At 68.4% G+C, this 14,371-nt stretch carries 11 protein-coding genes; 4 read left to right on the top strand and 7 right to left on the bottom strand.

Features of this window, described 5'->3' with window-relative positions; genetic code table 11:
- From ABZ004_RS39405 to ABZ004_RS39390, 4 genes are all read left to right on the top strand, one after another.
- The coding region (locus ABZ004_RS39405; protein WP_355687255.1) for an ROK family protein at positions 1–852 on the top strand (852 nt) is incomplete at its 5' end.
- A gap of 190 nt (positions 853–1,042) precedes the next feature.
- Complete coding sequence (locus ABZ004_RS39400) at positions 1,043–3,892, top strand: glycoside hydrolase family 3 C-terminal domain-containing protein (protein WP_355687253.1); 2,850 nt, start codon at positions 1,043–1,045, stop codon at positions 3,890–3,892.
- Positions 3,892–5,934, top strand: a complete 2,043-nt coding sequence (locus ABZ004_RS39395) for a glycoside hydrolase family 36 protein (RefSeq protein ID WP_355687251.1) — start codon at positions 3,892–3,894, stop codon at positions 5,932–5,934. Before ABZ004_RS39400 ends, ABZ004_RS39395 begins: the two co-directional genes overlap by 1 nt.
- Before the next feature lie 140 nt (positions 5,935–6,074).
- Entirely contained in the window at positions 6,075–7,007 is a 933-nt protein-coding gene (locus ABZ004_RS39390; RefSeq protein WP_355687249.1) for a LacI family DNA-binding transcriptional regulator, read from the top strand.
- A 6-nt stretch (positions 7,008–7,013) separates the two neighbouring features.
- On the opposite strand, the gene yjfF is transcribed toward ABZ004_RS39390, so the two are convergent.
- The 7 genes from yjfF to ABZ004_RS39355 all read right to left on the bottom strand — a co-directional run bounded on the left by yjfF (position 7,014) and on the right by ABZ004_RS39355 (position 14,314).
- Entirely contained in the window at positions 7,014–8,015 is a 1,002-nt protein-coding gene (gene yjfF / locus ABZ004_RS39385) for a galactofuranose ABC transporter, permease protein YjfF (protein ID WP_355687248.1), read from the bottom strand.
- Positions 8,012–9,043 carry an ABC transporter permease gene (locus tag ABZ004_RS39380; RefSeq protein WP_355687247.1) on the bottom strand — a complete coding sequence of 344 codons (1,032 nt, stop codon included), beginning with the start codon at positions 9,041–9,043 and terminating at the stop codon, positions 8,012–8,014. Before ABZ004_RS39380 ends, yjfF begins: the two co-directional genes overlap by 4 nt.
- A complete protein-coding gene (locus tag ABZ004_RS39375; protein ID WP_355687245.1) occupies positions 9,036–10,610 on the bottom strand; it encodes a sugar ABC transporter ATP-binding protein in 1,575 nt (524 codons plus the stop codon). The genes ABZ004_RS39380 and ABZ004_RS39375 overlap by 8 nt, the downstream gene beginning before the upstream one ends.
- A 7-nt stretch (positions 10,611–10,617) precedes the next feature.
- Positions 10,618–11,604 (bottom strand): ABC transporter substrate-binding protein, encoded by a 987-nt coding sequence (locus ABZ004_RS39370; protein WP_355687243.1) that lies wholly within the window; start codon positions 11,602–11,604, stop codon positions 10,618–10,620.
- Positions 11,605–11,740: 136 nt separating this feature from the next.
- Positions 11,741–12,355 (bottom strand): helix-turn-helix domain-containing protein, encoded by a 615-nt coding sequence (locus tag ABZ004_RS39365; protein ID WP_355687241.1) that lies wholly within the window; start codon positions 12,353–12,355, stop codon positions 11,741–11,743.
- Positions 12,356–12,445: 90 nt separating this feature from the next.
- A complete protein-coding gene (locus ABZ004_RS39360) occupies positions 12,446–13,303 on the bottom strand; it encodes an alpha/beta hydrolase (protein ID WP_355687239.1) in 858 nt (285 codons plus the stop codon).
- Between the two features lie 6 nt (positions 13,304–13,309).
- Positions 13,310–14,314, bottom strand: coding sequence for an NADP-dependent oxidoreductase (locus tag ABZ004_RS39355; RefSeq protein ID WP_355687238.1), 1,005 nt, complete (start codon positions 14,312–14,314; stop codon positions 13,310–13,312).
- Positions 14,315–14,371: the final 57 nt, after the last annotated feature.

The raw sequence follows: 14,371 nt of genomic DNA, 5'->3' as shown, positions 1-14,371 counted from the left end.
GACGCCGGTCCGGCCAAGACGGTCGCCGCGCTGACCACGCTGGCCCGGCGGGCGATCTCGACGGTCCAGGCGTCCGGCCGGCAGGTGCTCGGCCTGACCGTCGGCGTACCGGGTCTGGTGAACACCGAGGGGTCGGTCGTGCTCGCCGCGGGGCTGGGCTGGCGCGACGTCCGGCTGCGCGCCGACCTGAGCGCCTCACTCGGCCGGCCGGACATCCCGGTGACGGTCGAGAACGACGCGAATCTCGGTGCCCTCGCCGAGCACCGCTACGGCCCGCACGCCGGCGACCCGAACCTGATCCACCTGACCGGTGAGACCGGGATCGGCGCCGGGGTGATCTGCGACGGCCGGCCGCTGCGCGGCAATCTGGGCTACGTCGGCGAGATCGGCCATCTCCAGATCGTCCCCGACGGTCCACCCTGCGGCTGCGGCCGGCGGGGGTGCCTGGAGGCGGTGGCCGGGATTCCCGCCCTGCTGGCCCGGATCAGCCCGGCGATCGCGATCGAGGACGACCCCAAACTCCAGCTGGAACAGGTGGTCCGCCGGGCGGCGGACAACGATCCCGAGGTGATCGGGCTGCTGTCCGAGATCGGCGGCCTGCTCGGCCAAGGCGTCTCCATCCTCGCGAACGTGCTGAACCCCGGCACCGTCCTGCTCGGCGGCTCGTACTCGCACCTGGCGCAGTGGCTGATCCCGGCCGTCGAGAAGGAACTCCGGGACCGGGCGTTGGCTCCCGGGGCAGGCGGCTGCACCGTGCTCGCCTCCACCTTCGGCCACGACGCGACCTCGATCGGGGCAGTGGCCCGTTCGCTCGACCAGCTCGATTCCGGCCGGTTGCCTGCCGCCCGGTAGCCATTTCAGGTCTTGACCAGTGGCTCAGAGGATGCGAACCTCTGAGTCACTCCGTCGTAACACGGTCGTCATGAGCCGCGACGGATTTTTTCGCCCCAGTTGTCGAAGCGCTTCGATTGTCTGTCGAGGTCTTGCGATCGTTGATCGAAGCGCTTCGAATTTCACCGTCGAGCCAGCGGAGTCCGATCCGATGAACACTCCCGCCAGTCCCCCGTTCCGAGACCCGGCCCGCCCCGTCGACGAACGGATCGGCGACCTGCTCGGCCGGCTCACGCTGCCGGAGAAGCTGGGCCTGCTGCACCAGCACCAGGCAGCGGTACCGCGACTCGGGCTGGACTCCTTCCGGACCGGCACCGAGGCGCTGCACGGGGTGGCCTGGCTCGGCCCGGCGACCGTCTTCCCGCAAGCGATCGGGCTCGCCACGACCTGGAACCCCGATCTCGTCCAGGCGGTCGGCGCGGCGGTGGCCGACGAGGTGCGGGTGTTCCACCAGAAGGACCCGGCCGGCGTCGGGCTGAACGTCTGGGCACCGGTCGTGAACCCGTTGCGCGATCCGCGCTGGGGACGCAACGAGGAAGGCTTCTCCGAGGACCCCTGGCTGACCGGGCTGATCGCGACCGCCTACGGTCGCGGGCTGATCGGCGACCGCCCGGGCCACCTGAAGACGGCACCGGCCATCAAGCACTTCTTTGCCTACAACAACGAAACCTCGCGCTGCGAGACCTCCAGCAACCTGCCGCCGCGGGTCCTGCACGACTACGAGCTGCCGGCCTTCCGGGCACCGGTGCAGGCAGGCGCCGCGGTCTCGATGATGCCGTCGTACAACCTGGTCAACGGCCGGCCGGCCCACCTGAGCCCCCTCATCAACGAGGTGGTGCGGAGCTGGACCACCGACGACCTGCTCGTGGTCAGTGACGCCGGCGCACCGGCGAACCTCTACGAACTCCAGCACTATCTGCCGGACGGCCCATCGGCGTACGCCGCTGCGCTGCTGGCCGGTGTCGACAGCTTCACGCAGGACGACACGGACGCCGGACCATCGATCCAGCACCTCACGGATGCTCTCCGGGACGGTCTGCTCTCGGAGTCGGACATCGACACCGCCGCCCGGCACGCCCTGGCGATCCGCTGCCGGCTGGGCGAGTTCGACCCGGCCGAGCTCCAGCCGTACCGCGACCTGGATCCGGACCTGGTGAACTCCCCCGCGCACCGCGAGCTCGCGCGCGACGCCGCCCGGCAGTCCGTCGTACTGCTCAAGAACGAGTGTCAGGTACTCCCGCTGGACGCCGGCACGAACAGCCTCACGGCCGTGATCGGCCCGTTGGCCGACACCCTCTACGAGGACTGGTACGCCGGAACGCTGCCCTACCGGATCACCGCGCTGGACGGCATCGTCGAGCGGCTGGGCAGCGCACGGGTGGAGTACTGCGAGGGCGTCGACCGGGTCGCACTGCGGATCACCGAGACCGGTCTGCAGTTGACCGTCGGCGCTGACGGTCGGCTGCAGGCCTCGGCAGCGGGCACGGCCGACGACGGCCTGTTCGACCTGTTCGACTGGGGTGGCGGGGCCTGGGCGCTGCGCTCGGTCCGCAACGGCCGGCACCTGACGGCGATGGACGACGGCGGACTGGTCGCCGATCAGCCGGGACCGAACGGCTGGGAGGTCAAGCAGACCTTCGAGCTGATCCAGACTCCCGAGGCGACACTCCTGATCAAGCACCTGAACAGCGGTCGCTTCCTGCAGGTGGACGACGGAGCCGTGCAGCTTGCCGAGCGCGAGCAGGCGACCGCGTTCGAGCTCGAGGTGGTCGTCGACGGCGCGGCCGCTGCCGCCGAACTGGCCGCCCGGGCCGGTACCGCGATCGTTGTTGTCGGCAACCATCCGCTGGTGAACGGCCGCGAGACCGAGGACCGAGCGGAGCTCGACCTACCGGCGGCGCAGGAGCGTCTGGTCCGCGCGGTCCATACGGCCAACTCCCGGACCGTGCTCGTGATGAGCAGCAGCTACCCGTTCTCGGTCTGCTGGCCGGAGCAGAACCTGCCGGCGCTGCTCTGGTCGGCGCACGGCGGTCAGGAGTACGGCCGCGCGCTCGCCGAGGTTCTCTTCGGTGACTGCGACCCCGGTGGCCGGCTGCCGCAGACCTGGTACCGCTCGGCGGCCGATCTGCCGGACCTGCTCGACTACGACATCATCGCCACCGACGCGACCTACCTCTACTACCGCGGTACGCCGCTCTACCCCTTCGGCCACGGTCTCAGCTACACGAACTTCACCTACTCCGAGCTGACCATGAGCGCGCCGACGCTGACCGCGGACGGCGAAGTACGGGTCAGCTGCACTGTCACCAACACGGGCAACCGGTCCGGGCACGAGGTCGTTCAGCTCTACACGCACCAGCAGCGGTCGCGGGTCAAGCAGCCGCTTCGGCAACTGCGCGACTTCCAGCACCTGACGCTGGCGTCCGGCGAGAGCCGGCGGGTGGAGCTGACGGTGAACGCGGCCGACCTGGCCTTCTACGACGTCACGAGGGACCGTCCATGTCTGGAGACTGCCCGGCACAGCATCCTGATCGGCCGCTCGTGCACCGATACCCGGCTGACCGGCACCGTTGACGTCATCGGCGAACGGATCCCGCTCCGGCAGCTCACCTCCAGGCCGCTGGCAGCGGTCAACTTCGACCAGTACTGCGCGATGACGCTGACCGCGGTCGCCGTCGATCACGGCGACGCGGCCCGATCGGTCGACCCGGGTGGCTGGCTCGGCTTCGACGACATCGAGCTGCCCGCGGGCGGTTTCCTCTGCACTGCAAGGGTTTCCAACGAAGGCGAGGCAACCGGTACCCTCGAGCTGCGGCTGGACGACCCGCTCCGCGGCGAGCTGCTCGGCCGCTGCGACGTAGTACCGCAGACCTGGACCGACGTTTCCTTCGAGGTGACCAGCAGCCGGCCGACCGGCACCCTCTACGCCATCTTCTCCACCGCCGGCATCAGCCTGGAGACTCTCACCTTCGCACCGACCGCACCCTTGAACGGAGCTTGATGACGTTTGTCTGGCAGTCCGCCGACCTGACCCTGACCTTCTGCTTCGACGACGGCCCGGTCCGGCTCGAGTCGATCCGGACGCGGGACCAGCGGGCCGACGGCTCCGGGACGACCGATCAGCCCCTGGTGGAGGTCTCGGCGCTCGGCCACGGGCGGGCGCCGAGCGCCTTCCGGCATGTCGAGACGGTCATCGGCAAGCGGCTGCGGTACCAGGGACACGAAGAGACCGCGGACACCCTCCGGATCATCCAGCAGGACGAGATCACCGGCCTCCAGGTCACCAGCCATTTCCGGGCACTGGCTGGTGTCCAGACCTGGACCGAAGCGCGACTCATCGGCCCCGGCCAGCTCGAACTCGACTTCCTGTCCTCAGCGGTGATCGGGCTCGGCTCGGTCGACTTCGACCTTGTGGCCGGAGACAACGACTGGATGGCGGAGAGCCGCTGGAGTCGCTCGGCGCTGCGTAGTACCGGCTTGCCTGACATCCGGACCGACCTGCACCGTCCGCCGCCGCGCACCCGTCGGGCCGTCACCTGCAACGGCTCGTGGTCGACCGGTGAGCGGCTGCCGACCGGTGTGCTGGTGGCACACGACGAGCCGTATGCGCTCGGCTGGCAGATCGAGCACAACGGTCCCTGGCACTACGAGGTCGGCGAGACCCGGCAGGGTGGCTACCTGCTGCTCAGCGGACCTACCGACGCTGAGCATCAATGGACCGCATCGATCAGCGCCGACGAGTCGTTCAGCACTGTGCCTGTCTCGCTCGTCGCCGGAAGCGGACAGGACGACGCGTTCGTGGCCCTGACCCGTCAACGGCGCGCTCTTCGTCTGCGTCGACCGGTCGACGACCGGCTGCCGATCGTGTTCAACGACTACATGAACACGTTGATGGGCGACCCGACCACGGCCAAACTGTTGCCGCTGATCGACGCCGCCGCCGAGGCCGGCGCGGACTACTTCTGCATCGACGCCGGCTGGTACGCCGAAGGTGACTGGTGGAGCACCGTCGGGGCCTGGGAACCGTCGACGAGCCGGTTCCCGAACGGTCTCGGCGAGGTGATCGACCGGATCCACCACCGCGGCATGGTGCCCGGCCTGTGGCTCGAACCCGAAGTGATCGGCGTCGACTCCCCGCTGGCCAAGGAGCTGCCCGACGAGGCCTTCATCAGCCGCCGCGGCATCCGGTACGCCGAAAGCGGCCGGTATCTGCTCGACCTGCGCCATGAGGCGGCCCGCGAGCATCTCGACAGCACCGTCGACCGGCTCGTCGCGGAGTACGGGATCGGCTTCTTCAAGCTGGACTACAACACGATGACCGGCCCGGGCTCCGACCTCGGCGGGAAGTCGCCAGGACAGGGCCTGCTGGAGCACAACCGCGCGCACCTCGAATGGCTCGACGGCGTCCAGGCGCGGCACCCCGACCTGCTCCTGGAGAACTGTGGTTCGGGCGCGCTTCGGATGGATTACGCGCTGCTGTCCAGGCTGCACCTGCAGTCGACCTCGGACCAGCAGGATCCGTTGCTCTACGCCCCGATCGCGGCGGCCGCGGCTGCTTCGGTTCTCCCCGAGCAAGCCGGCCACTGGGCCTACCCGGAGACCGGTACGTCGACGGAGAGATTCACTGTCAGTCTGGTGAACGGGATCCTCGGCCGGATGTACCTGTCCGGCTACCTCAACCGGATGACGCCGGACGAGCTCGACCTGGTCCGGGCCGCGGTCGCGGCCCACCGGGAGGTGCTGACCGAGATCGAGGAACTGACGCCGTTCTGGCCGCTGGGTCTCCCCGGGTGGACCGACGAATGGGTCGCCTTCGGCCTGGCGGGTGCCACCTCGTCGTACCTGACCTTGTGGCACCGTGCCTCGACGGCCGGCCGGATCGAACTTCCGCTCGCCGGAGTCACCGTGGAGGACTTCTTCCCGGCCGAAGCCGGCGACTGGACCTACACCAGCACCGATCAGACCCTGGTCGTGTCCACCTCGACCTCCGAACCATCTGCCCGGGTGCTCCGACTGCGCGGGAGACCCACCGACAGCCAGTGAGATGGCACAATTCGATCGTTGAGACGATCGGAGAGGTGAACGTGGCAAAGGGTTCCGGGGCCGGACAGGAGTCGGTGGATTCGTCTCCCCGGCGGCATCCGAGTCTTGCTGATGTAGCTGTGCTCGCGGGTGTGTCCCACATGACGGTCTCGCGGGTGATCAACGACAGCGAGCTCGTCCGGCCGGCCACCCGCGACCGGGTGCTGGCAGCGATCGAAAGCCTCGGGTACCGGCCGAACACCGCGGCCAGGGCCCTGGTCACCGGACGCACCGGCACGCTCGGCGTGGTGACCCTGGATTCCACCCTCTACGGACCGGCCAGCACGCTCTACGGCATCGAGCGCGCGGCGCGGGATGCGGGTTTCGCCATCACGGTGGCGAGTGTCGGCCGGCCGGGCGGGCAGCTCATCGCCGAAGCGGTCGAATCCCTGCAGCGCCAGGCGGTCGAAGGCATCGTGGTGATCGCACCCCACGTCACGACCGCCGAGGCGCTGGCGTTCGCACCGAACGGCGTACCACTCGTCGCTGTCGGCGGCGCGACTCCCCCGGTGCCGACCGTCTCGGTCGACCAGTACGACGGCGCCCGCCTCGCCACCGAGCACCTGCTGTCGCTCGGCCACAAGACGGTCTGGCATGTCAGCGGACCGGCCGACTGGCTCGAGGCAGCCGAACGTGAGCGTGGCTGGCGGGAGACGCTCAAGGCCCACGGCGTACGCCGGCCGCGGCTGACCCGGGGCGACTGGAGCCCGCGTTCGGGGTACGAAGCCGGTAAGTCACTGGCCAAGGAAGCCGGCCTGGGAGCGGTGTTCGTGGCCAACGACCAGATGGCTCTCGGTTTGCTGCGGGCGTTCGCCGAGGCCGGTATCTCGGTGCCCGGCGATGTCCGGGTCGTCGGGTTCGACGACATCCCGGAGGCCGAGTTCTTCAACCCGCCGCTGACCACCGTGCGTCAGGACTTCGACGAGCTCGGCCGCCGGACCTTCGACCTGCTGTCCGAGCAGATGAACGGCCGGCAGCCGAGCAGCGAGCAGATCCCGGCCAGCCTGATCGTGCGGCAGAGCTCCGGCGGCTGATCGCCGTCAGCTCTGCCGTCTGGTCAGCAGCCGCTGGACCACCACGAAGATCAGCAGCAGGGCGCCGATGGAGATCTTCGTCCACCACGAACTCAGCGTGCCGTCGAACGAGATGAAGGTCTGGATGGTGCCGAGCAGCAGGACGCCGAACATCGTCCCCAGCACCAGGCCGCGGCCGCCGGTCAGCAACGTTCCGCCGATCACGACCGCGGCGATCGCGTCGAGCTCCATCCCGACGGCGTGCAGGCTGTACCCGGACAGCGTGTAGGCGGCGAAGAGCAGCCCGGCCAGCGCCGAGCACAGGCCGCTGATCGTGTACACGCCGACCTTGACCAGTGCGACCCGCAACCCCATCAGGTGCGCCGAACTCTCACTGCCGCCGACGGCGTACACCGTGCGACCGAAGCGGGTCAGGTGCAGCACCCAGGCACCGATCGCGAAGATCACCAGCGCGACCAGGACGCTCGGAGTGACGTGGTAGCCACCCGGCAACGGCACCGATCCCTGCGCGAACCTGGTCAGACCGGGGTCGCGGATCGGAATCGACTCGACGCTGATCAGATAGCAGAGCCCACGGGCCAGGAACATCCCCGCCAGTGTCGCGATGAACGGCTGCACATCGAAATAGTGGATGACCAGGCCCATCAACGTCCCGAGCAGGGTCCCGGACACCAGGACGGCGACCACCGAGGCCGCCACCGGCCAGCCCGCCTCCAGCGTCGACGCCGCGATCATGGTGGACAGGGCAACCACCGACCCGACACTCAGGTCGATGCCGCCGGCAATGATCACGAACGTCATCCCGACGCCCAGCACCAGCAGGAAGGCGTTGTCGACGAACAGGTTCAGGATCACCTGGGGATCGGCGAAACCTTCGTAGCGCAACGATCCGGCGCCGAAGATCCCGATCAGCAAGGCGACGGTGGCCGCGACCGGCAGATAGCGGCGCGGCGGGCTGTACCCGCGGATCCGCGCCGCGAGTGCGGGCACCGTGGTCGCGGCGCTCACGCCGCATCCGTCCGTACGACGGGGGCGGTCCGGCGTGGCCGGCGGCTGCGCAGCGCGGCCCGCGCCTTCGGTGACTGCAGGAGACAGACCACGATCACGACAACCGCCTTGAAGAGATAGTTGGCCTCGGCCGGGATCCCGATGGTCGGGATCGTGGTGGCCAGGGTCTGGATGAACATCGCGCCGATCAGCGTCCCGGTGAGCGAGAACTTGCCGCCCGCCAGCGAGGTGCCACCGATCACCACGGCCAGGATCGCGTCCAGTTCGATCCACAGCCCGGCGCTGTTCGCATCCGCCGCACTCGTGTTCGACGCGATCATCAGCCCGGCGACGCCGGCACAGAACGCGCTGAAGACATAGACGGTCCAGGTGATCGTCCGGGCCCGGATGCCGGCCAGCCGGCTCGCCTCCGGGTTGATGCCGACCGACTCGATCAGCAGCCCCAGCGCGGTCCGCCGGGCCAGTACGGCGGCCAGCGCGAAGACCGCGAGAGCGATCAGGATCGCCACCGGCAGGGTCGCGACGAAGCCCGCACCGATCACCTTGAACCCAGGGCTCACCACGGTGGTGATCTGGCCGTCGGTGATCAGCATGGCCAGCCCGCGGCCGGCCGTCATCAGCACCAGGGTGGCGATGATCGGCTGGATCCCGATCACCGAGACCAGGAACCCGTTCCACAGACCGAGCAGCACACAGACGCCGATGGCGATCGCGACCCCGGTGATCAGGGTGGAGGTCGCCGCCTGCTGCGGCGAGCCCGCGAGATAGCTGCAGGTGACGGCGCCCGCGATCGCGGCCACCGCACCGACGGACAGATCGATCCCCCGGGTCGCGATCACCAGCGTCATCCCGAGCGCCACCAGCAGCACCGGCGCGCCGTTGCGGAGGATGTCGATCAGGCTGCCGTACAGATGACCGTCCTGGATCCGCACCGACAGGAACGACGGTGTCACCACGGTGTTCAGGACCACCAGCAGTACGAGGGCGAGCGTCGGCCAGAACAGTGGCCGGCGGACGAGGTCACGCATCGGAGTTCCCTTCGGCTGTCGCGGTACCGCCGGCAGCGATCAGCTCGAGGATCCCGGCCACGGTGACCGAGTCGTCGTTGGGCCGGTCCGCGATCTTGGCCCGGTCCCGCATCACCAGCACCCGATGGCTGAGCCGCAGCACCTCCTCGAGCTCGGCGGAGATGAAGACGACGGAGAGTCCGTCGGTGGCCAGCTTCGCGACGAGTTGCTGGATCTGTGTCTTGGCGCCGATGTCGATCCCGCGGGTGGGCTCGTCCAGGATCAACAACTCCGGCTCGGTGATCAGCCAGCGCGCCAGCAGGACCTTCTGCTGGTTGCCACCCGACAGGTTGCGCATCAGCGCATTGGGGTCGGGCGGCCGGATGTCCAGGGCCTGGATGTACTCCGCCACCAGCCGTTCGCGGGTCCGGACCGGGACCGGCCGGAGCCAGCCCCGGGCGGCCTGCAAAGTGAGCAGCAGGTTGTCCGCGACGGTCAGGTCCTCGACCACGCCCTCGGCGCGACGGTTCTCACTGGAGAACGCGATCTTGGAAGCGATGGCGTGCCGCGGCGTACGGAACTTCCGCCGGGTACCGCGGACGTCGATCGAGCCGGTGTCCGCGGTGTCGGCTCCGAACAGCAGCCGGGCGAGTTCGGTGCGTCCCGACCCGAGCAGACCGGCGATGCCGATCACCTGTCCGTCGTAGATCTCGAGGTCGACGGCTTGAAGACTGCCTCGGCGACCCAGGCCCAGTACCTTCACCAGCGGTACCCGGCGCTCCGGAATCTCGGCCGGCGCGTGCTGCTCGAGCTTCTCCAGCGTCTCCAGTTCGCGGCCGATCATCGCTTCGACCAGCTCGAACTGGGTGACGCTGCCGGTCCGGTACTCCCCGACGAGCTTCCCGTTGCGCAGAACGGTCATCCGGTCGGAGACCTCGAACACCTGGTCCAGGAAGTGCGAGACGAACAGGATCGCCACGCCCTGGTCGCGCAGGTCGCCCATCACCGCGAACAGCTTCGCCACCTCGTCCGCGTCGAGGCTGGAGGTGGGCTCGTCGAGGATCAGCACCCGGGCGTCCAGATCGAGCGCCCGCCCGATCGCGACCAGTTGCTGGATCGCGATCGGGTGGTCGCCCAGTGCCGATCCCGGATCGATCGCCAGGCCGAGCCGCTCCAGGATCGACCGGGCCCGGGCCCGCATCGCCTTGCCGTCGATCCGGCCGAACCGCCGCGGTTCCCGGCCGAGCAGCATGTTCTCCGCGACGGTCAGGTTCGTGCACAGGTTGACTTCCTGGTACACCGTGCTGATCCCGGCGGCCTGCGAGTCGGCCGGTGAGCCGAAGTAATGCTCGGCCCCGGCCACCACCACCGTGCCCTCGTCGATCTGGTAAACACCGGTCAGCGCCTTGATGAGCGTCGACTTACCTGCGCCGTTCTCGCCCATCAGGGCGTGGATCTCACCCGGCAGCAAGCGGAAGTCGACGTCCTGGAGCGCTTTCACACCGGGAAAACCGATGCTGATTCCGCGCATCTCGACCACCGGCGGGGCGAGCGCGGTCGAGGGGACGGGAGTGGTCGCCTGGGTCATCGCGGGATCAGTACTGCCGGGTGGGCAGCGCCGCCTTGGCCGCCGCCTGGTCGAAGACCGTCTCCTTGGTCAGCACCCGGGCCTCCACCGACTCGCCGGCCACGACCTTCTTCGCCAGCTCCATCAGTTGGGGGCCGAGCAGCGGGTTGCACTCGACGATGTAGTTGATCTTGCCGTCGGCCAGTGCGGTCATCCCGTCCTTCACGGCGTCGATGGTGATGATCTGGATGTCCTTGCCGGGCTTGAGACCGGCGGCCTCGATCGCCTCGATCGCGCCCAGCCCCATGTCGTCGTTGTGGGCGAACACGACGTCGATGTTCTTCTGCGACTTCAGGAAGGACTCCATCACCTTCTTGCCGCCGTCACGGGTGAAGTCACCGGTCTGCGAGGCGGCGATGGCGATCTTCGGGTCCGCCTTGGTGACCTCTTCGAAGCCCTCCTTGCGATCGATCGCCGGCGCGGCGCCGGTGGTGCCCTGCAGCTCGACGACCTTGATGGCGCCGTCCTTGTTCACATCCGCGGCGTCGCCCTCCTTGACCAGCCATTCGCCGGCCTTCTTGCCCTCGACAACGAAGTCGGAGCCGAGGAAGCTCTTGTAGAGCGAGGTGTCCTTGGAGTCGACCGCGCGGTCGGTCAGGATGACCGGGATGTTGGCCCGCTTGGCCTCCAGCAGCACGGTGTCCCAGCCGGTCTCGACCACCGGGCTGAAGGCGATCACGTCCACCTTCTGCTGGATGAAGGACCGGATCGACTTGATCTGGTTCTCCTGCTTCTGCTGCGCGTCGGAGAACTTCAGGTCGATCCCCGCGGTCTTGGCCGCCTCCTGGACCGACTTCGTGTTCGCGGTCCGCCAGCCGCTCTCGGCACCCACCTGGGCGAAGCCCATCGTGATGCTGTCCCCACTCGCCGCCTTCGACTCGGGCTTGTCCGAGCCGCAGCCCACCAGGCCTCCAACGAGCACCAGCCCCGTCGCAACGGCCATCAATCTCTTCATGCCAGCACTTCCTGTCCTCGTCACCGCTTGGTGCGCTGAATGTTAGCGCTAACTTTCTGCACGTCAACAGCCTCCGACGCCGAATTGTTAGCGTGAACGCGCATTCCGTGCGAGCATCACCGCAGAGCTCCGATGGCTAGCCGGACACTAGTGTCCTGAGCAGCACCCGGACCTGGTCCTCGATCTCCTGGACGACGGCATCGACGGGCTTGGTGAGGTTGATCGTCACCGCCATGCTGACGAACATGATCGCGGAGACGATGTGCGCGAGCGCCGCGGCCTCGCCGGCGCCGAACCGCCCGTCGCGCTGCAGCACCTCGGCGATCGCCGCCTCGGTCCGTACGGTCAGGGCGAGCGCCTCGCCGTGATGAGGCTCCTCGGGATCGCCGAAGACCATCTCCCGCAGGTAGGTCCGCCCGTTGTCGACCTGCTTGCGGTTGCACTCGACGACCGGCCGGATGATCGCCACGACCGCATCGAGCACGTCGGTGATCCGCGCAGCCGCCGATGCGCCTTCTTCGAGTGCCTCGGCATAGCTGGAGTTCTGCACGAGCAGGAGGAGCTCGCCCTTGGTCTTGGCGTACAGGAACAACGTGCCCGCGCCTATGTCGGCCTTGTCCGCGATCTCCTGGGTGGTCACCTCGTCTACGCCGCGCTCGGCGAAGAGCTCCCGGGCGGCGGCGGTGATCCGGTCCAGCTTCTCCTGCTTGTTCCGTTCACGCCGGCCGACCGGCTGGGAGGACAGTGGCATCCGTGCGGTCCTTCGCTGCTCTGGGTGGTACTGCGGGGCTCGGCTGCACCGCCGCTCATTCTTCCACGGCGGCCCGGCTGGTCCGTCGGTTCAGCGGCCCAGGAAGGCGACGGCGACCGGCGCGAACTTGTCGTGGAACTGGAAGATGCCGCCGTGACCGGAGTCGGGGTAGATGACCAGCTCCGAGTCCTTGATCCGTCGGTGCAGGTCTTCGGACAGCACCGACGGCACCATCCGGTCGTTGTCGCCGTTGGCGATCAAGGTGGGCTGGGTGATCCCGGACAGATCGGCGGGCGCGGACCGTCCCCAGTTCTTGATCGCGTTCAGCTGGGTCCGGAGTGTCTTGACCTTGACCGGTGTGTCCCGGTCGACAGTGCGCTCCCGCAACCGGTCGACGAACGCGCGAGCAGCCGGCTTGCCGGTGGCGTTGCGGTTGAAGAACAGGAACTCCTTCGGGTCCGACCGGGTCAGGGTCGCCCGCAGGATGTCGTAGTACGTCGTACCGACGACCTTGTCCATGTCCTTGCCACCCGCGGGACCGGTGCCGGTGAGGACGAGTTTGCGGACCAGGTCAGGGTGCTTGAGCACCAGCGCCTGGGCGACCATCCCACCGAGCGAGAAGGCGAAGATGTCGACCTGGTCGAAGCCGAGCGCCTCGATGAAGGTCACCGCGTCGTCGGCCATCGCCTCGACGCTGTCGCGCACGCTGCCGGTGGAGGCGCCGACGCCACGGTTGTCGAACGTGATCACGTGATGCTCCGCGGCGATGGGGTCGATGATCCGGGGATCCCAGTTGTCGAGGTTCGCCGCGAGGTGGACGAAGAAGACGACGGGTACGCCGCCCTTGGGTCCCAGTTCGCGGTACGCGTAGCTGACACCGCCGGCCTCGATGGTGCGAGTGGGCGCGTCCTTGTACGCCGTGATGACGTTGTCCTGCGAGGGATTCATGGACTTCTACTTTCCTGGTTGGTTCTGATGGGTGATGACCGCCTTGCCACGGATGCCGCCCTGCCCCAGGGACTCCATCGCTTGCACGGTCTGCTCGAAGTCGAAGACCTGTCCGACCACGGGGCGCAGCGCGCCACTGTCGACGAGAGCAGTGATCTCGCGAAGCTGGCTACCGCTGGCGCGCATGAAGAGGAACTCGTACGTCACGCCGAGCCGCCGGGCTTGGCGCCGGATGCGGCTACTGAGGACGGTTGCCGCCAGCCGTAGCAGCGGACCGAGGTCGCGGGCGAAGGCCGGGTCGGGCGGCCCGGCGATCCCGATCACCTTCCCGCCAGGACGCAGTACGCGCAGCGACTTCTCGAGGTTCTTGCCGCCCCGGCTGTCCAGCACCAGGTCGTACCCGTCGAGGAGTTGCTCGAAGTCTTCGGTGCGGTAATCGATGACGACGTCCGCACCGAGCCCCCGCACGAAATCGACGTTGCCGGTGCTGACCGTGGTGGCGACCGTCGCGCCGAGGTGCTTGGCCAGCTGGATCGCGATCGTCCCGACCCCACCTGCACCGGCATGGATGAGGACCCGCTGCCCCGGCCGCAGGTCACCCCGCTCGACGAGTGCCTGCCAGGCGGTCAGGGCCACCAGCGGTAGCGACGCCGCTTCCTCGAGGCTGATCGATGCCGGCTTGAGCGCCAGGTCGGCCTCGGCGACCGCGATGCGCTCCGCGAAAGTTCCGATCCGGTCCTTGTCGGGCCGGGCGTACACCTCGTCGCCGACCTTGAATCCCGTCACCTTCGCGCCGATACCGATCACGGTTCCGGCGACGTCGTTGCCGAGGATCTGCGGCAGTTCGTACCGCAGGATCTGGCGGAACTCGCCCGCCCGGATCTTCTCGTCCAGCAGGTTGAGGCCGGCGGCGTGGACCTGGACGAGCACGTCATGGTTCCCCACCACCGGCTCGGGGACCTCCGCCGGGCGGACCGGCCCCTTGTACTGACTGACGACGAACGCTCGCATGACGATTTCCTCTGCCGATGACCCGCCCCCAGCAGACATGCTGAGTTAACTCAATAA

This window comes from Kribbella sp. NPDC006257 (assembly GCF_040613535.1).
Taxonomy (GTDB): domain Bacteria; phylum Actinomycetota; class Actinomycetes; order Propionibacteriales; family Kribbellaceae; genus Kribbella.
The sequence above is the reverse complement of the archived record's forward strand: the minus strand, read 5'-3'. Positions and strand labels throughout refer to the sequence as shown.